Source organism: Thermococcus gorgonarius, from assembly GCF_002214385.1.
GTDB classification, from domain to species: domain Archaea; phylum Methanobacteriota_B; class Thermococci; order Thermococcales; family Thermococcaceae; genus Thermococcus; species Thermococcus gorgonarius.
In genome coordinates this window covers 1,605,702-1,629,093 of record NZ_CP014855.1, presented here as the reverse complement: position 1 = coordinate 1,629,093, position 23,392 = coordinate 1,605,702, and the positions used below count along the sequence as shown (strand labels likewise).

The 23,392-nt window shown below is 49.6% G+C and carries 19 protein-coding genes; 8 read left to right on the top strand and 11 right to left on the bottom strand.

Annotation, left to right across the window (positions count from 1 at the left end):
- Positions 1–157: 157 nt before the first annotated feature.
- The 7 genes from A3K92_RS09100 to A3K92_RS09070 all read right to left on the bottom strand — a co-directional run bounded on the left by A3K92_RS09100 (position 158) and on the right by A3K92_RS09070 (position 12,599).
- Positions 158–844, bottom strand: a complete 687-nt coding sequence (locus A3K92_RS09100; RefSeq protein WP_088885954.1) for a hypothetical protein — start codon at positions 842–844, stop codon at positions 158–160.
- A 65-nt stretch (positions 845–909) separates the two neighbouring features.
- A complete protein-coding gene (locus A3K92_RS09095; protein ID WP_088885953.1) occupies positions 910–4,824 on the bottom strand; it encodes a DNA-directed DNA polymerase II large subunit in 3,915 nt (1,304 codons plus the stop codon).
- A gap of 6 nt (positions 4,825–4,830) precedes the next feature.
- A complete protein-coding gene (locus A3K92_RS09090) occupies positions 4,831–5,625 on the bottom strand; it encodes a TdeIII family type II restriction endonuclease (protein ID WP_088885952.1) in 795 nt (264 codons plus the stop codon).
- Between the two features lie 4 nt (positions 5,626–5,629).
- Positions 5,630–6,928: a class I SAM-dependent methyltransferase gene (locus tag A3K92_RS09085; RefSeq protein ID WP_088885951.1), complete on the bottom strand. Its 1,299-nt coding sequence runs from the start codon at positions 6,926–6,928 to the stop codon at positions 5,630–5,632.
- Positions 6,929–6,983: 55 nt separating this feature from the next.
- Positions 6,984–9,053, bottom strand: coding sequence for a DNA-directed DNA polymerase II small subunit (locus A3K92_RS09080; protein ID WP_088885950.1), 2,070 nt, complete (start codon positions 9,051–9,053; stop codon positions 6,984–6,986).
- Complete coding sequence (locus A3K92_RS09075) at positions 9,050–10,294, bottom strand: ORC1-type DNA replication protein (protein WP_088885949.1); 1,245 nt, start codon at positions 10,292–10,294, stop codon at positions 9,050–9,052. Before A3K92_RS09075 ends, A3K92_RS09080 begins: the two co-directional genes overlap by 4 nt.
- A 985-nt stretch (positions 10,295–11,279) precedes the next feature.
- Positions 11,280–12,599, bottom strand: coding sequence for a hypothetical protein (locus A3K92_RS09070; RefSeq protein WP_157722457.1), 1,320 nt, complete (start codon positions 12,597–12,599; stop codon positions 11,280–11,282).
- Positions 12,600–12,921: 322 nt separating this feature from the next.
- Here A3K92_RS09070 and radA point away from each other — a divergent pair, with 322 nt between their 5' ends.
- The 3 genes from radA (at position 12,922) to nucS (ending at position 15,647) form a co-directional block, all read left to right on the top strand.
- Positions 12,922–13,980 (top strand): DNA repair and recombination protein RadA, encoded by a 1,059-nt coding sequence (gene radA / locus A3K92_RS09065; protein WP_088885947.1) that lies wholly within the window; start codon positions 12,922–12,924, stop codon positions 13,978–13,980.
- Positions 13,981–14,223: 243 nt separating this feature from the next.
- A complete protein-coding gene (locus tag A3K92_RS09655) occupies positions 14,224–14,541 on the top strand; it encodes a hypothetical protein (protein WP_232460873.1) in 318 nt (105 codons plus the stop codon).
- Between the two features lie 356 nt (positions 14,542–14,897).
- Positions 14,898–15,647 (top strand): endonuclease NucS, encoded by a 750-nt coding sequence (nucS, locus tag A3K92_RS09055; protein WP_088885946.1) that lies wholly within the window; start codon positions 14,898–14,900, stop codon positions 15,645–15,647.
- On the opposite strand, the gene A3K92_RS09050 is transcribed toward nucS, so the two are convergent.
- The gene (locus A3K92_RS09050; protein ID WP_088885945.1) at positions 15,644–16,027 is read right to left on the bottom strand and encodes a DUF473 domain-containing protein; all 384 of its coding nucleotides are present in this window, start codon (positions 16,025–16,027) and stop codon (positions 15,644–15,646) included. The genes nucS and A3K92_RS09050 overlap by 4 nt on opposite strands.
- A 10-nt stretch (positions 16,028–16,037) precedes the next feature.
- The gene (locus A3K92_RS09045; RefSeq protein ID WP_088885944.1) at positions 16,038–16,766 is read right to left on the bottom strand and encodes a proteasome assembly chaperone family protein; all 729 of its coding nucleotides are present in this window, start codon (positions 16,764–16,766) and stop codon (positions 16,038–16,040) included.
- A gap of 116 nt (positions 16,767–16,882) precedes the next feature.
- Between A3K92_RS09045 and A3K92_RS09040 the strand changes: the two genes are divergently transcribed.
- Together A3K92_RS09040 and A3K92_RS09035 are read left to right on the top strand one after the other, a co-directional pair.
- Entirely contained in the window at positions 16,883–17,656 is a 774-nt protein-coding gene (locus A3K92_RS09040; protein ID WP_088885943.1) for an S-methyl-5'-thioadenosine phosphorylase, read from the top strand.
- Between the two features lie 84 nt (positions 17,657–17,740).
- A complete protein-coding gene (locus A3K92_RS09035) occupies positions 17,741–19,015 on the top strand; it encodes an amidohydrolase family protein (RefSeq protein ID WP_088885942.1) in 1,275 nt (424 codons plus the stop codon).
- Here A3K92_RS09035 and A3K92_RS09030 read toward each other — a convergent pair whose 3' ends face one another.
- Both A3K92_RS09030 and A3K92_RS09025 read right to left on the bottom strand, forming a co-directional pair.
- Positions 19,016–19,303 (bottom strand): hypothetical protein, encoded by a 288-nt coding sequence (locus A3K92_RS09030; protein ID WP_088885941.1) that lies wholly within the window; start codon positions 19,301–19,303, stop codon positions 19,016–19,018.
- Between the two features lie 228 nt (positions 19,304–19,531).
- Positions 19,532–20,422, bottom strand: coding sequence for an ADP-dependent ribose-1-phosphate kinase (locus tag A3K92_RS09025; protein ID WP_088885940.1), 891 nt, complete (start codon positions 20,420–20,422; stop codon positions 19,532–19,534).
- A 132-nt stretch (positions 20,423–20,554) separates the two neighbouring features.
- Here A3K92_RS09025 and A3K92_RS09020 point away from each other — a divergent pair, with 132 nt between their 5' ends.
- From A3K92_RS09020 to A3K92_RS09010, 3 genes are read left to right on the top strand one after another with little or no spacing between them, the layout of a single operon-like run.
- A complete protein-coding gene (locus tag A3K92_RS09020) occupies positions 20,555–20,866 on the top strand; it encodes a V-type ATP synthase subunit H (RefSeq protein WP_088885939.1) in 312 nt (103 codons plus the stop codon).
- 2 nt (positions 20,867–20,868) lie between these two features.
- Positions 20,869–22,875 (top strand): V-type ATP synthase subunit I, encoded by a 2,007-nt coding sequence (locus A3K92_RS09015; RefSeq protein WP_088885938.1) that lies wholly within the window; start codon positions 20,869–20,871, stop codon positions 22,873–22,875.
- Positions 22,876–22,896: 21 nt separating this feature from the next.
- On the top strand, positions 22,897–23,385 hold the full coding sequence (locus tag A3K92_RS09010; protein ID WP_088885937.1) for a V-type ATP synthase subunit K: 489 nt from the start codon (positions 22,897–22,899) through the stop codon (positions 23,383–23,385).
- Positions 23,386–23,392 lie beyond the last annotated feature (7 nt).

Sequence of the window (23,392 nt, the reverse complement as noted above, 5' to 3'; positions counted from 1 at the left end):
CTTTCATCCAACATCCAAAAAACCATACGAGTACACCCTTTTGCGTTATCATTAATAAAAAAGCAAAAAGAGGGTATTGTTATCATTATAACATACAGAGGCAACGAACCTCAAGAGGAAACGATGGTTTAAGAAGACTCAAAGAGTACAAAGCCCGCTAAAACGCGAACTCCTCCAGCGTGAACGTCTCCATAACCCTTTCGAAGTCGTGCTCTGGAGCATAGACAAAGCCGCAGTGGTTGCACTTCAAAACGCCGTTCTCCCCGTGAAGGGGGGAGAAGCAAACTGGACAGCGGTACTCCTCGCGATGGAACCTCTCGTAGACCTCATCGCGCATCACAACGAGGTTGAGCTCGCTCTCCCAGTCCTCGTGGAGCATGCCCCAGTATGGGGTCTCGGCCGGATAGAAGTCCTCAAGGATAAGCGCGTTTATCCCTATACCCCTAACCCCCGGCGGGAGCTTTACCGCTGGCTCGATCGAGACGACGTACTGGTCGTAGAACTCTATGTTTTCTGCCCTGACCGTCAGGCCGCGGGAGAGCTTAGAGTGGAGCGGTACGAGCTGGAGAAAGAGGCTTTCTCGCTCGACGTCCCAGCTGGCACTTAGGGAAACCGATCCCTTCGTGAAGAACTGGGTTATAAACCGGTCGTCCTTCTCCTCCCCAACGAAAGAAAAGCCCAGCTTTCTCACAGCCCTTCCAAGGAAGTTAGGTCTTGGAAGTTTTTGATAGTTCACCAGATACTCCCCTATCCAGCCAGCCAAAGGCATGGAATAGCCGATGAAGGCCTGCCTCTGAACGCGCAGGTAGGCAACACTGGGGAGGAGCTTGAAGCCGGCATTCATCAAAAAGAATGTGATTTTATGGTATATATGCCTATCGCAGATAAACCAAAACGAATAAGGAAACCTCACGAACCGAAGAATTCATCAAGGCTAATTCCCTTCCCCCTTTTCTTTTTGCTTTTACTCCCATCCTTCTTCTCTTGAGTACGGCCCTTAGCGGAAGTCTTTCCAGAGCTGGGGTGAGATGTTGTTTTTCTTTCAGAGCTTTTTGAAGACTTTACACTTCCACCATCTTTGTCCGTGGACTTTCTCTCTTTTGAGGCGTTTCCGTTCTTTCCGTTGAACTCGTCGAGGTAGCCATTGGTTCCGTTCGAGCTGCCAGTCCGCGTTTTTATCATCTTTTCGCAGACGTCAGCAGAGAAGCCCATGAGCGTCCTCTGCCTCTCCGGAAAGACGTTCTCGAAGAGCGTCTTTATGTCCTTCTCGGTTATGCATATCCTCTGCCTGGTGTAGTCCTTAACGTTGTATTTCGTAACGAGCATCTTTGCAGTTGGCAGATACTTCTCTATCGCACCCTTGCTTACTGTCAGAACTACTTTACCCCCACACTTGGGGCACTTTCCGGTCAAAGGCGGCCTCCGGTACTTCGTGTTGCACTTCACACAGCGGAACTCCTGCCTCGTGAAACTCCTGAGGTTGCCCCTAAGGTCCGGGACGAGATGGGAGTTGATTATCGTCTCGGCAACGTGGTGCTCATCAACAGCCCTTATCCTCTCGGCGAGTGCCAGCTGTCTCTCAACCTTCTCGACCATGTCGCCGAGCTGTTTGTAGAGGCTCATTTTTGGCCCTAAGCCAATGTCATCGGTGTCGTGGGTGAACTTTATGCCCTCATACATCTCGGGTTTACCAAGCCTGTCCTCGACGCGCTCGATTACTTTTACCTCCTTCGGAGATTTCAGCTCGTAAGTTGCCTGATAGAACTCAAGGGGATAGTAACGGACGACGTCCATGTTGTGAACCTCACTGTCAACCTCGCGCGGGTCAAGCCTCGTCGTGACAACCAGGGGCGCGTCCATCTTCCCGCCGCGCTTCTCTGGGAGGTAGTACTTGCTGAAGTTAAGGAGAGCATCGAGGAGGAGCATTACAGCGTCTTCGTCTCCATCGCAGTTCCTCCTCTTTGCCGCATGATAATACGGATGGGCATAACCTACCAAAACGTCGGAGAAGCCTATGATCCTGCCGATGATTCCAGCTGAAGTGTGCGGCGCCAAGCCTATAACGAGATGTCCTATCAAGTCCTCCATCTTTTCCGCGTTATAGAACCTCGGCAGGCCGTAGAACTTCTCAAGGAGGTCATCAACAAAGCGCGCCACCTTGAGAAGGTATCTTCCAGCCTCGTAGGGGAGGATAACGTCCTGGACTTTGAGTTCCAGTATCTGGTCGTCCCTCTCGAGAGGCTTCCCCTCGAAGTCGTGAGTGTAACCGAGTTCGCGGAGCTTCTCAACGCTCGTGCCTATTTCCTTGGGCTTAAAGTGGGTTATCGGCGCGTCTGTGGCATCGAAGCGGATTGTACCGTCTTTGAACACGTAGACGTCATTCTTCGCCCTGAGGAGGCCCTTCTCCAGAGGCTCGGCCATTTTGTAGCCCGAAGTCATGCCCTGGACGCCTTTAAGCCTGTCTACGCCGTAGACTTTCACATTGTCCATGGCCTGTCTGAGCAGTTCTGACGGCTTTATCGTCCTCCTCGCGTAGGGTTTGAGCTCGATTCCACACTTAGGACAGCGGAAGTCAAAACCTTCGGCTTCACTCTCCGGATAATCCACGTTGCACTTGGGACAGTGCCAGAGGAGTTCCTTCCGCGTTCCGCAGCGGGGGCAGAGGTGCTCCGGCCCAACGTGGCCGCAGTTGGGGCACTTGAAGAAGGCTATCTCGACGCTCGCTACCTTTCCCTCTTCGGCGGCCTTCTTGATGTCCCTGCTCGAGCCTCCGGCGAGGCCTATCGGGAAGAGCACCTGAACCGGCGGCTTCATCTTCCTCTCCTTGGCCTTCTCCGGCCTGCCCATTCTGGCACCGATCCAGCTTATTCCCCTATCCCTGAGTTTTATCCTGTTGTTTTCGTTGATTATGTCGATGACGGTAAAGAAGGGCTTTGCCCTGAACTCCCACTCGAGATTGCCGAGAGGAGTTAGCAGGGCTGCAGCCCACGGGTAATCGATTACGATGACCTTTTTCCGGTCTTCTGTGCGCTCAAGCCTGTGCGGGAGACCCAAAAGCTCGAGGTAGCGCTTGATCCGGGGGTCGTTGTCGAGTATGACTTTCCTCGCGAACTTGTTCTTTCTGAACTCGTCCCACTCGATTTGAGCGTTCAAAAGGGCTTTTTGAAGCTCCTCGACCTCTTCAGGTTTGAGGGTGTTCCAGTAAAGGGTGTAGTAGGGATGGAACGGTATGTCAAGGACCTTCGACAGATGGATAGCCTCCTCAACGCTGGGTCTAACGCGGAGCGGATCGCGGAGGAGGTTCCAGAGGAAATCCGGGCTGACCTCGATGTACTCCGAGGCCTCTTCAACGGCCTCACGTGGGTTATCCTCAAACGGTCTCAATTCAATCTCGTAGATTTCTTCTATGGCCTTGGCAAGCTCCTGAATCCACCACTCCTCGACGTAGTTTGCAGGGAGGAGCGTTTGGTTGTTCTCAACGAAGTCACCGAAGTTAACTAAGGCATCGCCAACGTAGAGGATCTCCTCAACCTCGTTCCTCACCTTAAGAGCCGTCTCATAGTCATCAACTTTAACCACGGAGCCGTTCTTGAGCTTTACAACCGGCCCCTCAACGGTTGTCGCAGGAGTGACTATACAGCCCTTACCCGGCCTTTCAGTCTTCATCTGAGTCCCGATAGCTATGAACTCGTCGAGGATGAGCATGGTTGCCGGGTTAACGCTCCAAGTGGCGAAGCCGCTGACGCGGGAGCGGCCATAGCGAAGGCGGAAGCCACCGTTGGTGGAAGGCTCGGCAAAGAGTGGTCTCCCACCTATTATTTCCTTTGTGTACTTCTTGTTGGGCGCAATGTTGGCTTTAAAGCGCTCGTAGAGTTCGTAATAAAAGCCCTTCTCGACCTTCTCCTTAACTTCCTCTTTACCAGCTTCCTCGGCCTTGGAATCGGTAGAGGGCTTTTCTTCAGCCTTGCCCTTTTCCTTAGCTTCTACGAATTCCTTTATCCAGTCCCAGCCCTCGATTCCCATCTTGTCTATGTACTTGACGAGCTTCTTCGCCTTCTGGAGAACACCCTCGGCCAGAACCAGTATCGCACCGCCGCGCAGGTGGTTTGTTTCAACCCCGGGGACGTTTCTGTGAGAGACCTCGACTTTGTCAGTTTCTTCGCCCGTTATCTCTATCGGGATGTTTCTCATGGCGAGCCTTACCTCATCGGCCTCCGGGTGATATTGCAACCTCGTAACGGCCCTGTGGTAGAGGTCTACCTCTTCCACCATTCGCTCTATATGCTTTTCACTCGGCTTGAAGCGATCGAGGCCGAGCTTTTTGCGAACGTAGTCTCCGACGAGGACGCTCAACGCTTGGGCGGTTCCGCCGGAGCTCCTTATCGGACCGGCGTAATAGAGGGCAAGGTATTCGCTGTTGTCGGCCCACTCGTTGCGTTTTATTTTAACGTCGGCTATTCCCTCAAGCGGGGCAGAAACTATTCCCTCCGTAAGGATCGCGAGGGCGGTTCTTACTGCCTGTTCCGCGTATTTCTCTTTGCTCCCGAAATCACCGAACTTACCATCGATTATCTCATCCACGATCTTCAAGGCGGCTATCTCTTTCCCGTACTCCCTAACCAGCTCTCTTATGCGCTCGGCAACGCCTGGAGGGCCAACAAGGCTCTCAACACGGCCGGCCATGTCAGTCGCCTGAGGAACCTCAACGTCCAGGCTGGGGTCCTTGCCCTGAGAGCGAGCCTTTCTCGCTATCTCGTAGGCCCGGTCAATCTCACGCTGGAGGGATTCAAAGTAGGCCTTCATTTCGGGAGAGTAGAGTTCCATATTTGCTCACCCTCCGGAATGAGCCCGGATAAGCCTGCCCGTTATTTCCTTTCCTTTTTCATCGCCAAATTCTTTAAACAATTCAAGGAGCTCATTATACGTCTCGGGCCCACCAATGAAATCCCAGAATTCGGATCCGATTAAAACTTCATTCTGAAGATCAAAATACATGCTTGTAAAACTCCACCTATACCGGGACTTTTCTTCTCCAAACGGGTTATAGGGCATTCCATAGTAGGTTTTTGAGTTGGGGTACGTTGCAAGGAGATACAAAAACTTTTCCTTGGTCCGCCTTGTTTGGTCCTTATTGGGCTTGGGCGACTTGATTTCAATGAAATAGTGGGTTTTTCCATCGTAGAGATAAAGATCAACAACAATTTTCTTGGTGGATGTATCTTCGGGTTTTGGCATGTTCACCGGATATGGTTTTATTTGACCAGTGGCAACATCCTCAAGAAACCTGTCAACAAAACTTTCCACATTCGGGGAAGCTGTTGCCTCAAAAGCTGAATTCCGCTTTACAACTTCCCATCTGCCGCTATCTTCCGCGATAATCTTAGCTATGTACTCAAAAACACCCTGTCCAAGTGAAGTTGAAAATGACCTGAAGAAACTTTGAATGCGAAGAAGTTCTTTGGGAATCAGAGCCATATGGAACGGCTTATAGTTTCCTTTATCCGGATCGAAGAGTGCTCTTTCGAGAACCTCATCCTTGATAACCTGAGGATCATATTTGTTGATAAGACCCTGCATGAATCCCTCAAGATACGTCCAAATTTTTTCTTTAGTAACCTCCTTCATGATATCACTTCCTCAGGAAGATTAGATACTCAAATCTAAGCCTGGCGAATCCTCCAAGAATTGCCCTTTCAAGGGCAAAGACTTCGGAACAACCAAGTTCGGCACCCCAGTTAAGTATCTTGTCTTTAAAGTTCGTGCGTGTTCCGTTAATGCTTATGTCACCCAGAACTATAACAGCCCAACCTCCAGGTTTTAAAACCCTGATCATCTCCTCAATACTGCGCTGTAAATCCCTCTCGTACAGCACGAGCTTTTCTTTGCCCTTGCCCCTTAAACCTATCATCTGATCTCTCAGAGCGCTGATATCTATTCCAAAGTATTTCAAAAGGTGTTCGTCATTCTTAATGTAGTCTAGTGCAATGCTATAGGGAGGTGAGGTAACTATTGCCTTAATGCTCTCATCGGGATAAGGAAGACTGAGTGTCGAGCCGATTGTGATGTCGTAATCGCCAAGCTCTATACCAAGCTTATGTATAACATTGTAAGTACCTTCAATCGTTCTGAGGTATTCTTGAAGATCCTCATGGAAGAACTCCTGGAGGGATTTCTCCTTTCGGGTCCCCTTTAGATAGGTATAGTCGGAAAGTGCGTGAAGATATACCAGCATTAGAAAGTTACGCCACTCAAAAGGAAGTTCGTGAAGCGGGGATCTGGGAAAATACGAATCCCAAAGCAATTCAAGAAGTTCCCTTGCGTTAAGGTGCTCTTCAACAGTTGGTTTTATTGAATTGGGCTGGACTTTGAGATTTTTAAAATACTTAAAGGCTTCGTTCACCAAAGCCGGGGTTAACACATTGGAGAGATCCGGATACGAAATACCCAAGGAATCGAGTTTTATCTGGGAAATTATGGCAAGGGCAGGGTTTATTTCAACGCCCTTACCCGGGAGACCCAAGAGAGAGCTTTCTATGAGGGTGGTTCCAGAGCCAAGGTATGGATCAAGAACTACATCTGAATTCCGAGCGTTTGCAAAGTTTATAAGGGCCTTAACCATCTGTCCGTGGAACTTGCCCTTATATGGGTAAAACCAATGGGTCATGTATTGATTAGTATGCCCTATTTGGCCCTTCCCTTTCACAGAGCTAATATAATAGTGCCAGCTTTTCTTGCCGAGAACTTCTTCGAAGTAGGCTGTTCTTTTAATGAACTCATCAAGATTCGTGGAGAAGTTCAGAAATTCCATTTTAGCAAGTTGAAGCTCATATAACTGTCTTGCATCCTCAAAAAGTCTTAGTTCATTTGAAGTATATTCCCCTTCGGTTATCCACGCCATAATATCTATCAAAGCCTGCGTATTTTCCATTTTTCACAACCCCCCATCCAAGCTCTCTCCTCTATGGAGATTTAAATCTTTATCATCAAACCCCCTCACAGAACTGGTCAAACCGGATTACAGCCCTCAAACGGGCGGTTTCTACATCTATTATCGGAACCCGGGCCGGAGTTGGGACTATGTTCACCATCTTCTGGAACTCGGTCTGGGCCTGCCAGGTTCCGCTGTTTATCACAAAAACACCGTTGTAGATACGGTATTCCATAACATGAACGTGGCCGGCCTGGAAAAGATCAGGAACACTCTCAATGACCAGCAGATCATCAGGATCAGGGGCTATGGGAACCTTCCCTCCAAAGGTTGGTGCCAGATGGCGGAGTTTTAGGAGGTTCACCATCGCCTCAGCAGGCCTGTGGTGACTTCTGTTGGGGATCTCATTGACAACGTCTTCTATTCCTCTACCGTGAGCAACGAGGAAGTCCCTTCCGTGGAGCCTTATCACAGCAGGATTGCTTATTATAGTGGCGTTTTTAAGCCTGAAAATGGGCCTCGCGTACTCCTCATAGAAACCGGGCTGAGGAAGGGCAGTCCTGGCCGCGTCGTGGTTACCGGGCCCGATGAACATATGGATATGCTTGGGAACGTTCCGAAGGAGGTTAGCCAAAGCCTCGTACTGGTCAAAGATATCAGGTATTGCCAGCTCATCGTACTGTCCGGGGTAGATGCCGATGCCGTCCACAACGTCTCCACCAAGGATCATGTACTTTATCCTGCTGACGAGCTCGGCATGGGCCTCGTTTTCGACGTCACCGTTTAACCAGTCGAGGAACTTAATGAAGGCCTCCTCACAGAACTTTTTGGAACCAACGTGGATATCACTCAAAAGAACTGCATAGACCTTCTCTTTTAGAGGCTCATGCTTTCTGCGGAACTTGGGGACATCAGGGAGATAAATTCTCTCGGCAAAGATCATCCCCCTGCCAGAGTACCTGCCGGTAACTGCTATAACCGAGTCGTGCATGATCTCCATTACCTTCTTGGAATCCTCACGATCCCTGTTTACGAAAACCTTTACCGTGCCTGTGGCATCTTCTATCTCCAAAACGTAGCCCTTTGAGGTTTCTTTTTTTGAGTTCACAAGCCCAACAACGGTTATCTCACCATCTGGCCGAATATAGCTCAGCTTTCCAATGTCTATGATACCACCTATTTCGGGGTTCTCCCGGAAGATGCGCCTCATCTTCCTGAGGCGGGATATGAACATTGAGCGATAAGCCTCAACCAGAAGTTCCCCCTCTTTTCCAGAGGCGTTTTTAGCCTTTGGCGGGTTCAGCTTAACGTTTTTCACGTCGAAAACAACGGCGTAATCCCCCTCGATCTTTGCAGCAAGGTAGTGAAAGTTCTCCTTGGGGGTTATTTGAACGTCAGAGTATACCGAGTATGACTTGGTCTCCTCCTCGGGAACCTCCTCCTCGACATAGGCTATGGGAATTCCGTAGTCACCGTAGACGATCCTTGGACTAGTATCGCCATTCCCGTTTTCACCGTTTGAATAATCAAGGTACTCGTTTTCAGGCTCGGGCTCCAGCAGAACTTCATCTTCATCATCTTCCTCAGGGATTTCCACTGGAACGTCCTCACTGATTTCACCATCCACGGCATCTTCGTGCAGGTTTTCGGTGTCCTCAATTCCAGTGGAAACAAAACTCTCCCCCCCATAATTTTGGTCTTCATAAGCCTCCAAAACTTCAGAAGAGGTACCAAAAGTCCCAGATTGTAAGGGTTTTCCAGTGGAAATATAACCCCCCACTTCGCCAGTGGAGTCTTCATTGGGGGAAGATTCTGAAGCCTGCAAAACGCTGTCTGGCTGAGATAAAGAAATATCTCGAGATGATACAGATGTAAGTTCCCCCGTTTCTTCTTCCATTTGAGATTCTTCGTTTTCTATCTCCTCAGTAGCTCCACCGGAAATCAAACCCTTCTCCTTAAGAAATTCCTCTGCAAGAGTCAGGTCGATTACGAATGTCCCGGCGGATTTGGCAAACTTAATGAGCTCTGCCAAGGTGAAGTCTTTCTTATAGTGCGGCTCAAGAAGGTAGTAAGCCGGAGGAGTTATCAGGTAGCGGTTTTTGATTAAATCTTCAACGAGCATCATACCAGCCTCCTCTGACGGGAGAGATTGACTGCCAAAAGAGGCCTGAGCTGGTCCTCTCCACTAAAGATCTTCTTTACCTTCTGGGGAACGACGTTTAGGCGGATCTCTTTCGTTCTGCCGTAGCGTCCTTTACTAACGACCTTAGCGTTAATGATTCCCAGCATATCGAGTTCGTTTATCAGATCGCTAACGCGCCTCTGAGTGAGGGGATCCAGATCAATGTAATCGCAAATCATCTTGTAGACTGAGTAAACATCTCCAGTGTTCGCGGGCAGGTCGCCGTTCTCATCGAGGAGAACCACGGCATAGAGAAGGACCTTGGAGTGGAGCGGGAGAGTCTTGATGACCTCTTCCATAGTATCCTGTTCTATCTTCTCCTGGGCGAGCCACACGTGCCGCTCGGTGACCTTACTAGCCCCCTCTCGCTCGGCTATCTCCCCCGCAACCCTGAGGAGATCAAGGGCACGCCTAGCATCACCGTGCTCCCTCGCAGCCAAAGCCGCACAGAGCGGAACCACAGCATCGTCTAGGACGCCTTCGTTAAATGCATCTTTGGCACGTTGCATTAGGATATCACGAAGCTGGTTGGCGTCGTAGGGTGGAAAGACAACCTCCTCCTCACTGAGGCTAGAAAGAACCCTGGCATCCAGATACTCCTTAAACTTCAGATCGTTGGAGATTCCTATTATGCTAACCTTGGCCCGGGAAAGCTCGGTGTTAATCCTCGTAAGGGAATACAAAATATCATCGCCGCTCTTCTTGATGAGCTTGTCTATCTCATCCAGAACTATAATAACGAAGCGCTCGCGGGCGTCTATGACCTCTTTGAGCTTCGCATAGACCTCATCTGTGGGCCAGCCGACAAGGGGAACCTCAACGCCGCTCTCGGCCTTGAAGTAGTTAACTATGTTCGCGAGAACCCGGTACTGGGTGTCCACTATCTCGCAGTTGATGTAGATGACCTCAACTGGAATGTTGTACTTTTGAGAAATCTTCTTGAGCTCCTCGGTAACGAACTTGACGGTAACGGTTTTTCCGGTTCCAGTTTTTCCGTAGACAAAGACATTAGAGGGTGTTTCACCACGGAGAACAGGGACAAGTATGTGAGCAAGCTCCTCTATCTGTTTTTTCCTGTGGGGGAGCTCCTTAGGGGTGTAGCTATGCCGGAGAACCTCTTTGTTCTTGAATATTTTTTTTGCGTGAAGGTACTTCTCAAAGATCGATCCCAGGTAGTCGTTCATGGCCCTCACCGATTCGAGCTCCAGTGGAAGTGAAACTCAACAGCCGCCAAATCATCAGATTTCAGACCATATTAGATGCAAATCTCCAATTATTAACAAATATTTTTGCCATACTGACGAGATACTCTCCAGGATATCATGACCATCTCCACTGGAAGCATTAGACCCAGTGGAAAGCAAGGTCATATCAATTGAGGGGTTTATATCCTTTGCTTGTCATGAGGTTGTTCAAAAGAAAGTGCACGGAAAATCTAGAAATCAAAATCGAGAAGTTATTCCACAGGCAACAACGGATAGTTTAACAAGTTCATGACAACACACTTCGAGTTCTTCAGGGGAAGTCCGGGTGTTCCAAAGGAAATCCCCAAGTGCAGAAGCACAAAGATGTTCATGATATTTTACATTTGAAAAATCTCCGAAGCACAGAGCAGGGATTTCCAATGGACGAGAAATGAACAGGTATGTACACAAAAACAAGTTCATTATGGTGCACATATGAGAAGTTCACGAAAACAACGACGCTTGAAAAAATCTAATTGTTAAATAGTTTTGTAGTCCCCCAGAGTTCCATTTCCACTGGAAGCGGGTTTTAGCTACACCCAAATGGATCGTCAATTTTTGGTGAAAACACTCCCATTTTCTATGCAACTTTCCTATTTTATTTTTTTCTATGAACATTGTCTAGAATTTAGCCGAAATTGTTCCCAATAAATGGATATTTTTAAAAATTATTTAAGTTTTGATTGAACCCAACTGGGGTTTCTATACACAAACTTAGAGTTAAAGTTTCTGTATCTTTGTAAATCCTCGCTAGTCCGTCCTTTTTCCAAATCCTGGTTCCAGTGGAAATGAAACTCTGGGGGGTCTTTAAGATGGGCATCGAAAAGAGGTTTTGTTTCCAGTGGAGTGAAGCCAATAAAAAGAAGAGGACAATGTCCCTTTATTTGCCGTTAGACCCGTTGGTATAAGTGAAGATGTCTCCAAATCAGGGTAGCGGATTTGGATCGGGTGCTGGTGTTGTTGATAATATTTTTGTGAAGTACATGCCTAACTCTACGTCTCCTTCTACCGGAAGTTTAACATCTCGTTTTCTAATTATGATTTTGTACCTTGTGTTAGGAGAGCCACCCGTTATGTGCAAGGCGTAGGTTATCGCCGAGGTGGATTTTTCTTCGTATGAGAAAGTCAACGACAGTGGAACGGTGACTTCTCCAAGTTCTAGTGTTTTCGTTATACCGAGTTCCCCAATGGGTACGGAATAAAATGAATGTGGGCTCCCTCCCTGGAACTCAAAGACGACATTTGTATACGCTCTAATCTTATCCGTCTTTACGATCTCCTCTGCCTCCTGCATATCTTTGGGGAATTCTGTTTGGATTAGGTGGTTAGTTAGAATTGCTCCCGTTGGCCCTTCCGATGGGGTTATCTGCCTATTTAAGTGTTCATCGTTTTCCAAGATATATTCCCCCGTGAGGAGGATCTCTAGTGGATATGTGCCCATTATTGGGATGTGTAGATGTTCGCCGGTGTACCTATCGTAGCCCAGTAGCTCCATTTTGAAAATAAGGTACTTGAGGGGGAGGTTTATGTACCGTTCTACATAGCCATCGTCCGTGTAGAGCCCTCCCCTTGGGCCGTATGTGATATACAGGGATTCCCCGCTATAGGGGTCCCCGAAGGTTACGATGGGTATGTTCACAATACTGATGGTATACGTGGCAACCGAAGTGTGGTCAAGTAATATGCCCCAGCTGGCTCCTATTGATGATATAGGAGTACTGCCGGAAGTCTGAACTTCCAAACCCATGAACGGAACCCATTCAGTGACTATCTCGGTCTTTGCGTTGGATCCGTAAACTACCTGGTCAGTGGTGTCTAATATGCAGTACCTGTCGGATACGGGGACATAATCCTTAGGACACTCAGATAGTACATCACCAGATACATTCAGACTTTGAACTGGACTTGTTGAGGTTCCGTCAAATTTGAGTTTAGGGATTTCTTGTAAGTGAACCTCTACTGTTGAGGTTAATTTCCCCCCTTTCGGGGTCCCGACGCCAATGTTGTTGTCTTTCGTGAAATAAATAACAATTGGTGTCGGTATGCTCTTGAGGACATTCTTGTCATTTTTCAGATATTCTGCCCATTCTCTGTTGTGAGATCTTTCATTCAGAACCTTCTCTACTGGTCCGCTGGCCAGAATTTTCACTTTCCCATCGGGGAGAGGCTGTATTGCCACTGCAAACGTTATTCTCTCTGGAGCTCTAGATGAATAGAGTGTATAACCTCCAACTGCAGTTGACACTAATAGAATAGTTAGGAATTGGGTTTTGTTCTATATGAACATTTTGGTTAATCTATATACAGCGTTGAAGGAATCTATTTGGTGTTTTGAAATCTCTGTTTTGGTTTAATCATTACACTCCTGGGCTATCACCTTGAACGGCCAATTCTGGATCCGGATCTGGACAAACTGATTCCTAAGGGGGTCAAACTGATCGTTGTGAAACCTGTTGGAAAGTAGTTGGGCTCTATCAGGATTTTTCTTCCTCTTCCCTTTATCTGAGAAAAGTATATAACCATCCAAATTTACCCCCTTCCAGGGTTATGAGTTAGTGGTGATGATCATGGCACGAAAGAAGAACGATGAAATTAAAGAGCTTGAGGAGTTTGAAGAGCTTGAAGTGGCTGAAGAAGAGAAAACTGAGGAAAAGACTTCAAAGTCATCCAAGAAGATCACCACGCTGGAGGACCTTCCTGGAGTCGGCCCTGCAACGGCGGAGAAGCTTAGGGAGGCCGGTTACGATACCATTGAGGCCATAGCAGTTGCCTCTCCTCTTGAGCTCAAGGAGATAGCGGGGATAAGCGAAGGTGCTGCACTTAAGATAATTCAGGCCGCAAGGGAGGCAGCCAACATAGGAACTTTCATGCGTGCCGATGAGTACCTGAAGCGGAGAACAACGATAGGCAAGATTTCCACTGGAAGCAAAGCCCTTGACAAGCTTCTCGGTGGTGGAATTGAAACACAAGCCATAACAGAAGTATTTGGTGAGTTCGGCAGTGGAAAGACTCAGCTGGCCCACACCCTTGCCGTCATGGTTCAGAAACCGCCGGAGGAGGGTGGACTCGGCGGTTCCGTAATCTGGATTGACACGGAGAACACGTTTAGACCCGAGCGCATCAGGCAGATTGCTGAAAACCGCGGTCTCGATCCCGATGAGGCCCTCAAGAACATATACGTCGCCCGTGCATTCAACAGCAACCATCAGATGCTCTTGGTGGAGAAGGCTGAGGAGATTATTAAAGAGAAAGCCGAGACGGACAGACCCGTAAAGCTCCTGGTAGTTGACTCACTCATGGCCCACTTCCGGAGCGAGTACGTCGGCAGGGGGACGCTCGCAGAAAGACAGCAGAAGCTGGCAAAGCACCTTGCTGACCTTCACCGCCTCGCTGACCTCTACGACATAGCTGTCTTCGTCACCAACCAGGTCCAGGCAAAGCCGGACGCTTTCTTCGGCGACCCCACGAGGCCCGTTGGTGGCCACATCCTGGCGCACAGCGCCACCCTCAGGGTTTACCTGAGGAAGGGCAAGGCCGGGAAGAGGGTTGCAAGACTAATAGACAGCCCCCATCTACCCGAGGGCGAGGCTGTCTTTAGGATAACCGAGAAGGGCGTTGAGGATTGATTTATTCCTCTTTCTTCTGTTTGAATATCTCGCTTTATCCCATATTGGGATATGTCTTTGTGCTCTCTTTAATTTCGTGATGTTCCTTCAGCTTTTTAAGTTTCAATTTTTTGAATATACAAGAGGGGAATTTAAGATGAAGCCCGGAAGAAAGCTGGTGCTGGAAGCCGTGCTGGTCCCGTTGATAATTGTGATTGCTTTTTGGGGACTGTTCTATTTTTTCCACGGGTTTCATCCCAGAAAATGAATATCACCATTTCAGGACTGATAACGGCGGTCATATCCTTCTTTATCGCGCTTGTTATGGGCCTTTTCATATTCAAAAGGCGATTGGAGCGGGAGCATAATTCCAAATTCGGGTTTAGGGAGCTTCCTAACGTTATCGATAAGACCGATCTAAAGATTATCCAGGACTCTGCAAGGGATATAGCTTTTGTAATTCTGATGTGGGGCTCCCTCAGCTGGATCATTGTGGATATGGGATTTGAGAGGGGCATTGTTTACGTTGTTAACTTCGCTATGGCATGCGTGATGATCTGTGTTCCGGTGTTTTTGGGGTGATCTTTCTGTTTATCGACTTTCCGCTCTTCCTCTACGCGCGTTTTATCAGGAAGGAATCCTCGCCGGGTTCCAGAGGGATTCTCCTTGGCCCCCTTGTTTCCCTCTTTTCCTGGTTTTGGTGGGTCTTTATACCAACGACCTTACTTCGTATGAGAACTTCCTGTTGCTCTCGGGCTTGAACACCCTTTACGGTCTCGTTGGGATGTTTTTATATCCCAAAAATCGGAGACTAGGACTCCTGTTCCTCCTACCCATCCTCACGCTCCTTGCGTACGCCCTCCTCAAGGTGTTCACTCTCGTTTATTCTCTCCGTTGAAAAACGTTTAGTTTTTATAGCCCCTTTCCAACTCACCTCCATGCCCAAGGTTGAGTTTAAGGCCAATCCGTCTCCAGAGGAAATAAAGCTCCTGGTTGACTCGGCGATTTCATCCGAGGGTATGCTTACCATCTTCGCCCGCTGTAAGGTTCACTACGACGGCAGGGCCAAGAGCGAGCTTGGCTCTGGGGACAGAGTCATAATAGTTAAGCCCGACGGCTCCTTTCTAATCCACCAGAGCAAAAAGAGAGAACCTGTGAACTGGCAACCTCCTGGGAGTGTAGTCCACCTCGAACTTAGGGAAAACCCAGTTCTGGTTTCCGTTAGGCGGAAACCCCGGGAGACCCTTGAAGTTGAGTTGGAAGAAGTCTACCTCATAACGGTTTTCCATGCTGAAGACTACGAGGAGCTTGCCCTGACCGGAAGCGAGGCCGAGATGGCCGAGCTAATCTTTGAGCAGCCTGAGGTCATAGAGCCCGGATTTAAGCCCCTTTACCGCGAGAAACCAATAAAGCACGGTATAGTTGATATCTTGGGTGTCGATAGGGAAGGGAACATCGTCGTTTTAGAGCTAAAACGCAGGAGGGCCGATTTGCACGCGGTAAGCCAGCTCAAGCGCTACGTTGAGACCCTTAGGGAGGAGTACGAGAACGTTCGGGGAATCCTCGTCGCGCCTTCTCTAACTTCTGGAGCTAAAAAACTCCTCGAAAAAGAGGGATTGGAATTCAGAAAGCTCCAGCCGCCCAAGCGGGAAAAGAAGTCCCGGGGGAAACAGCTCAGGCTCTTTTAACCAATACTCATTTCGTGGGGGAACAGTTCTCTCACCCTTGCCACGAGGATTCCATCTCTCCTCTCGACTTCAACGACCCTGCCGAGGCCTACCAGTTTAACCTTTGCCCTGCAGACTGTTATCTCCCTTTCATCACTTTCCTCCCAGGGAATCCTTGTGTTGATTTCCTTTGCCTCCAGGATCTCCGCCAGCAGGCCTTCGGTTCCAGTGGAAACGTCCTCGAAGGGGTCGTAGGTTAGAAAGAGCTTGAGGGCTTCTTTGAGGGCTTCTTCAACTGCTAAAACGTTTCTCGCACTCCTGAGCTCTATTGTTCTATAGGGGTTTCGGATCAGTTCGTCCAAAACCCTCCTCGCTATTCCCGTCAGGATAACTGCCTCCATCTTTATCACCTCACAGGTAGAGCGTCTCATACTGTTTCTCCGCCCTCTGCCTTGCCTGCTCCATCTGCTCGTGCATCTTCCTGAGCTGCTCTTCTATCATTCTGGCCTCCTGAAGGAGCGGTTCTGTGCTGAAGTCCAGGTTTGTGAGTTTTTTCACAACCTCCAGAACGTTGGCCGCCGCTCTGGGGTCTGGCCTGTCCCCAAAGGTTTCACCCATGAGCGCGTAGGCGTCCAGGTCCTTCCTGCTTGCCTCCCAGAGGAGCTTTCCACTCATCCCCATTATTGACCCGTACTGGAGTATCTTTACACCGTTATTCTCCAGTTCCTTGTTGAGCTCCTCCCTGCTTCCAACACCCCACACTTCGAGCTTTTCTTTGAGAAACCCAATTCCTATTCCTCCCAGGGAGATGACTTTCTCGGCTTTCATCTCCTTTAGGTAGTTTACGAGTTCCGAGGCTATCTCATTGACCAGCGTGGGAGGAACGTATATGTCAGCAACGGCAACGATTATGTTGTCTTTCCCGTAGAATCTCAGTGGTGGGTTTGGCTTCCCCTCCAGGATGAGTGCCATTGGCGGGATGAATGGACTCTCAACGTAGCCTATCATCTCCATTCCCAGTTCCTTTGCAAGAAAGTTGGCCGCTATATGCCCCACCAGCCCTATTCCTGGATAGCCTTCTATCAGGATCGGGTTCTTCACCTCCGGCAAAACGAGCTTGACCGGTTTTTTATCCTCCATCACTCTCACCTCCATAACAGTTTAGTTTCCTTAGGTTATTAAATTTTCGGAGTTTCATTTCCACTGGAAAGGCAACCCTTAAATAACTCGGGCGGTATTTTTACAGGGTGATGTCTATGGTGAAGATCGGTATCATCGGCGGTTCCGGTGTCTACGGCGTCTTCGAGCCGAAGGAGACGGTGAAGGTGCACACTCCCTACGGCAGGCCGTCCGCTCCAGTGGAAATAGGCGAAATCGAGGGCGTTGAAGTGGCCTTCATCCCGAGGCACGGCAAACACCACGAGTTCCCGCCCCATGAGGTTCCCTATCGGGCCAATATCTGGGCCCTCCACGAGCTTGGCGTCGAGCGTGTCATAGGAATAACGGCCGTTGGCTCTCTCCGCGAGGAGTACAAACCGGGCGACATCGTCATAACCGACCAGTTCATCGACTTCACAAAGAAGCGCGACTACACCTTCTACAACGGGCCAAGGGTTGCTCACGTCTCTATGGCCGACCCCTTCTGCCCCGAGATGAGGAAGATATTCTACGAGACAGCTAAAGAGCTGGGCTTCCCCGTCCACGAAAAGGGCACCTACGTCTGCATTGAAGGCCCGCGCTTCTCGACGAGGGCTGAGAGCTTCATGTTCAGGCAGTACGCCCACATCATAGGAATGACTCTGGTTCCCGAGGTCAATCTCGCCCGCGAGTTGGGAATGTGCTACGTCAACATTGCCACCGTTACCGACTACGACGTCTGGGCCGAGAAGCCTGTGGACGCACAGGAAGTGCTCAAGGTCATGGCCGAGAACAACTACAAGGTTCAGGAACTGCTCAAGAAGGCCATCCCGCGCATTCCCGAGGAGAGGAAGTGCGGCTGTGCCGACGTGCTGAAGAGCATGTTCGTCTGACCTCTTCTCCTCAAACTTTCTTCCCCCAACCTTTTTAACTTCCATCGGAAACATACCTTTTCAAAAGGAAACCGGGTGATAACAATGAGCATTCTCATCAGGAACGGGTACGTAATCTACGGCGAGGACTTCGAGATAGTTAAGGCCGACGTCCTCATCGAGGGAAACAGTATAGCCGAGGTCAGGAAGGGTATAAACGAGTCCGCTGATACTGTCATAGATGCGAGTGGAAGGGTGGTCTCTCCAGGTTTCATCAACCTCCACACTCATTCCCCTATGGGCCTCCTCAGGGGCCTGGCAGACGATCTCCCCCTCATGGACTGGCTCCAGAACCACATCTGGCCGAGAGAGGCAAAGCTTACCCCTGAATACATCAAGGTCGGGGCTTATCTCGGTGCCCTCGAGATGATCAAGACGGGCACTACTACCTTCCTCGACATGTACTTCCACATGGATGCCGTTGCGGAAGCGGTTCTCGATTCCGGCCTTAGAGGTTACCTCAGCTACGGCATGATAGATCTCGGCGACCCGGAGAAGACCGAGAAGGAGATAAAAGAAGCCCTCAGAGAGATGAAATCTATAGAAAAGCTGAACTCCGAGAGGGTTCAGTTTGTCTTCGGACCGCACGCGCCCTACACCTGCTCGATAGCCCTGCTGAAAGAGGTCAGAAGGCTCGCGAGCGAGCACAACAGGCTGATAACCATCCACGTGAGCGAGACGATGGCTGAGATAGGCCAGATAACCGAGCGCTATGGGAAGAGTCCAGTCGTTCTCCTTGACGACATCGGCTTCCTTGGAAGCGACGTTATAATAGCGCACGGCGTCTGGCTCGACAGCAGGGACATCCAAATTCTGGCAAGGAACGGCGTTACCGTTGCCCACAACCCCGGCAGCAATATGAAGCTTGCCAGCGGAGTCATGCCCCTTCAAAAGCTCATCAACGCGGGCGTAAACGTCGGTCTTGGGACGGACGGGGCTGCAAGCAACAACAACCTCGACATGCTGGAGGAGATGAAGCTGGCGGCACTTCTCCACAAGGTTCACAACCTCGATCCAACGGTGGCCGATGCGAAAACAGTCTTCAAAATGGCGACACTCAACGGGGCAAGGGCACTCGGAATAAAGGCTGGCATAATAAAGGAGGGCTATCTCGCTGACTTGGCGATAATCGACTTCAATCAGCCCCATCTAAGGCCGATAAACAACGTTATCAGCCATCTCGTTTACTCAGCGAACGGAAACGACGTCGAGACAACTATAGTAGATGGAAAAATCCTGATGCTCGACAGGGAAGTTCTGACCTTGGACGAGGAGAAGATACTGGATGATGCTGAGAAGATCGTGGGGAAAATAGGATGATCAGCCCCCGAAGTACTCCTCAACGAGCTCCTTTGCCGAGGGCTTGTAAAGTTCGAGAACCTCTATTTTTTCTATCACGTTTCCTTCCCTTAGTTTCAGCTTTACCTTGCCTCCGTAGACCTGGAGGTCATCCAGCATGCCGTATATAGCGTCTTCTGCCTCCAGGGGACTCTTGAACTTCATTATGTATTCCTCTCCCTCAGGAAGGATGAGCTTGATCCAGTACTCGTTTTTTCTCTTAAACGGTCGGGTTACCTTGGGTTTAAAGTTGTCAATGACTATTTCCAACTGGCTTCACCTCCGGGGCCTTGAGCTCTTAATCCCCTTCGGCTTTGGATTTTTAAGGGTTCCCCTGAAGACCTGCTTTTGATTATTCCAAATCCACCCTCCGATGAGGGGCGTTGAAGTCAACGATATTTGGTGGGGATACCCTAAATAAAGATTCCTCTTGGGAAGAGTGAGTTGATGCAGGGGCATCTTCTCGATACTCTGGTAAAACACGTGAAAAACATTGTCTCAGGTCATACTAAATGGTAGATTAAGACCCAGCCTTTTGCTTTCCTCCACGATCTTCTCCAGCGGCATCACTGCACTCCTTGCACCAACCTTCTGGACGGTAAAGTAAGCCAGCAACATTCCCAACTTGGCCGACTCCTCCAGGGACCAGCCCTTCAGGACTCCGTATATTACTCCGGCCGCGAATGAGTCCCCCGCCCCGGTTGAGTCTATTACCTCGGCGCTAAGCCCCCTTATTTCCTTCTCCTCTCCGTCCTCCCCCCTTATCAGCGCACCACCGCCGTTCAGGGTTACCACTAGATTTTTTGCCCGGCAGATGCTTAAGTCCAGGGAGCCGTATTTTCTCCGGTACTCGTCCTCGTTCATCATGAGGTAGTCTATTCTTTCTTCGACTTCCTTCGGAAGTTCTGCCTCACCTATATCCACAGAAACAAGGGTTCCAACGTCTTTTGCCATGGATACGGCCTCTCTGATTGTCTCAACGGGGTTGGACGAGAGGTGTATCAGCCTGGCTCTGGCTATGTACTCCCTATCGAGGATTTTGAACCTGTTTGCCCCCGGGTACTTCACTATTCTCTTGTCCTCGCCGTGAATAATCGACACCGCGATACCCGAGGGCTCATTAACAACCCTTATTCTGGACGTGTCCACACCTATTCTCCTGAAGTACCTGATGTGGACCTCACCCATCTCGTCGTTCCCAACGGCGCCGATGAAGCCTGTTCTCAGACCCATATGGGCCAGCCAGGTTATTGTATTTCCGGCCGCTCCCCCGAGGCCGAAGAAGGCCTTTTCGGCGTTAACCTTCTCGTGGAATTCCGGAAAGTGGTCTACAAGCATTATTATGTCGTAGTTTAAATTGCCAATTCCGATCACGTCAAGGTCTTTCATCTTTCACCACCCCACCTGTTTTTTGAGGCCTTTTTTTATCTCACTTCCGGTTAGACCACAAATTATTTAAAGACAATTAGGCTAGCCAAAGCGGAACGGTGGACTGTTTTCAACTATCACGGGGGGCCGATCATGGAGGAGATCATCAAGCGCATTGTCGATGCCGAAAAAGAGGCGGAAGAGAAAATAGAACGAGCAAAGGAAGAGGCCAAGAAAATAATTGAAAAAGCAAAGGAAGATGCACGCGCGATTGAGGAAGAGATTTTGGCTAAGGCCAGGGCTGAGGGCGAGAAGCTCGTAGAAAATGCCCGGAAAGAGGGAGAGGAAGAGGCAAAGAGAATTCTCTCTGAGGGCGAGGAAGAGATAGAGAACATGAAAATCAAAGCAACTCAGAATTTTGAGAATGCCGTCGCCATTGCCTTAGAACTTGTGAGAGGGAGTTGAGTATGTTTCGGCCTGCTCCGATGCTCAAAGTCGAGGTAATAAGTCTTGAACGGTACAGGGACAGGCTTCTCACCTATCTCCACGAGGCGGGTGTTGTTGAGATCAGGGAGGCCGACATTCCTATAGCTCAGAGAGATGCCCCCAACGAGTTCTACCGCAGGGCCGCCTCGTACAGCATAACTATGTCAAGAATAGCCGAGTTTCTTAAATCCCACCTTCCCAGCGGAAAAGGTGGAATAAAGGATTTCCTATTCCCCCAAATGCCGAAAAGGCGTGAGTATACCTACGAGGGCATAGAAAAACTCATTAAGGACACAGAAAAGTTCCTGTCCGAAGTCGAGCCTAAAGTTAAGGAAGTTGAAACGAGGATGAGTTCCATAAACACCGAGATCGAGAGGATAAAGGACGTCATTAGAACCCTTGAGAGGCTTTCGGCTTTCAATCTTGATGTCTCGTACCTAAGGCACTCTGGAATGGTGGAGGTGCTGGTCGGTTCGATCGACAGAAACAGGCTTTCCTCTCTCAGGGAAGAGCTTGAAAACGCAACCTCCGGTAAAATTGTCATGGTTCCTAAAGAGGAGGGTGACACAGTTCTTCTGGCAATTGCCTTTCTCTCTAGGGACTACAACAAAATAAATCCGATCCTCGCCAAGCACTCCTTTGAAAAAATCGATGTTCCCGAGGGGGAGGGGACACCCGCAGAACTTATTCGCAAATACTCTGAGGAACTTGGTAAGAAGGAGAGAGAGCTTGAGGAAGTACACAAACTTGCCAGAGAGCTTGCGGTGAAGTACTACGAGGATGTAAAGTTCTACCTTGAGCTTGTTGAGAACGAGAGAAACAAGGCCAACGTCTTGGGAATGCTCGCAAGGACGAACATGACATTCGGTCTGACCGGATGGGTTCCAAAAGCTGACGCTGAGAAAGTAAGGGAAGGAATCCTTAAGGTAACAGATGGAAAAGCCTACGTTAACTTCAGGGAGCCAGCTAAAGAAGAACTCGATGAGATCCCGATAAAGCTTAACAACCCCGGCTGGGCCAGGCCCTTTGAGATGCTCACCGAGATGTACGGCGTTCCAAAGTACGACGAGATCGACCCGACACCGCTGATAGCTTTCACGTACTCATTCTTCTTCGGCTTTATGCTCACGGACTTCCTGTACGGCCTCATCGTTGGAATAGTCGCTGCACTGCTGGTCAAAGGGCACAGGAAGTTCAACGACGGAACCTACAAGTTCTCCTACACTCTCCTCTGGAGCTCGTTCTTCACGATGCTCATGGGCGCTCTATTCGGCAGTTACTTCGGGAACGCGCTGGACGTAGTGGGCGCGGCCCTGACGGGAAATCCAGACTTCCAGATGTGGCGCATAGCTGACCCACTCAGGGATCCAATGTTCGTCCTCATACTTGCCCTGGCCGTTGGTCTCGCCCATCTCTTCGTTGGATACACCCTCGGCTTCATTGTCAAGTGGAAGAACGGTGACAGGAAGGGAGCTCTCCTCGACCAGCTTCCATGGATGCTCGTAATACTGGCAATAGCCCTGTTCGCAACAGGAAAGAACGTCCCGGCCTTCGTTAGCTCTGCTAAGGTTCTCTTTGGGACGGGCTTAGTCCTCTTCGCCATCGGTGAGATAGTGAACAACGGCGGCCTAGCGGCCCTGATGATAATCTCGGACTTCTTCGGTTTCGTGGGAACCTGGCTCAGTTACGCCCGTTTAATGGCCCTTGCCCTTGCAACCGGTGGAATAGCGATGGTCATAAACGTCCTGGTTCAGATGATCTGGGGAGTAAAGACCCTCTACATAGGGCCAATAATTGGCGTGATTTTGTTCTTTGGAGGGCAGATATTTTCAACAGCTATAAACGCACTCGGTGCATTTGTTCACTCTCTCCGCCTTCACTACGTGGAGTTCTTTGGCACCTTCTACTCCGGGGAGGGGAAGCCCTTCGAGCCCTTCAAGTCCCGGAGGGAGGTGTCGGAGGTAACGCTTAAGGTTGAAAACGCATGAAAAGATGGAGGTGTCTGGAAAATGGATCCGATAGTTTACGTATCCCTTGGAGCAGCCCTTGCGGCGGGTCTTGCCGGAGCCGCCTCGGCCTTTGGTGTTGGAGTTGCGGGTGCAGCAGCTGCCGGAGCGGTTGCAGAGGATGAAAAGAACTTCAGGAACGCTCTGATACTGGAAGGCCTGCCAATGACCCAGAGTATATACGGCCTCATCACTCTCTTCCTGATACTCATGAGCGCTGGGATCATTGGCGGTGGCTTTAAGTTTGCCGACCCGAACAACATGGACAACATAGTCAAGAGCGCAATACTCTTTGGTGCCGGCCTTACCGTCGGCCTTACTGGCTTTTCGGCAATTCCTCAGGGTATTATAGCTGGAGCCAGCATTGGTGCCGTCGCCAAGAACCCGAAGACCTTCACCCAGGGAATCATCTTCGCCGCTATGGCCGAGACAATGGCCATCTTCGGTCTCGTCGGTGCTCTCCTCATGATATCCACCGGCGTCGGTCTCTGAACCTTTT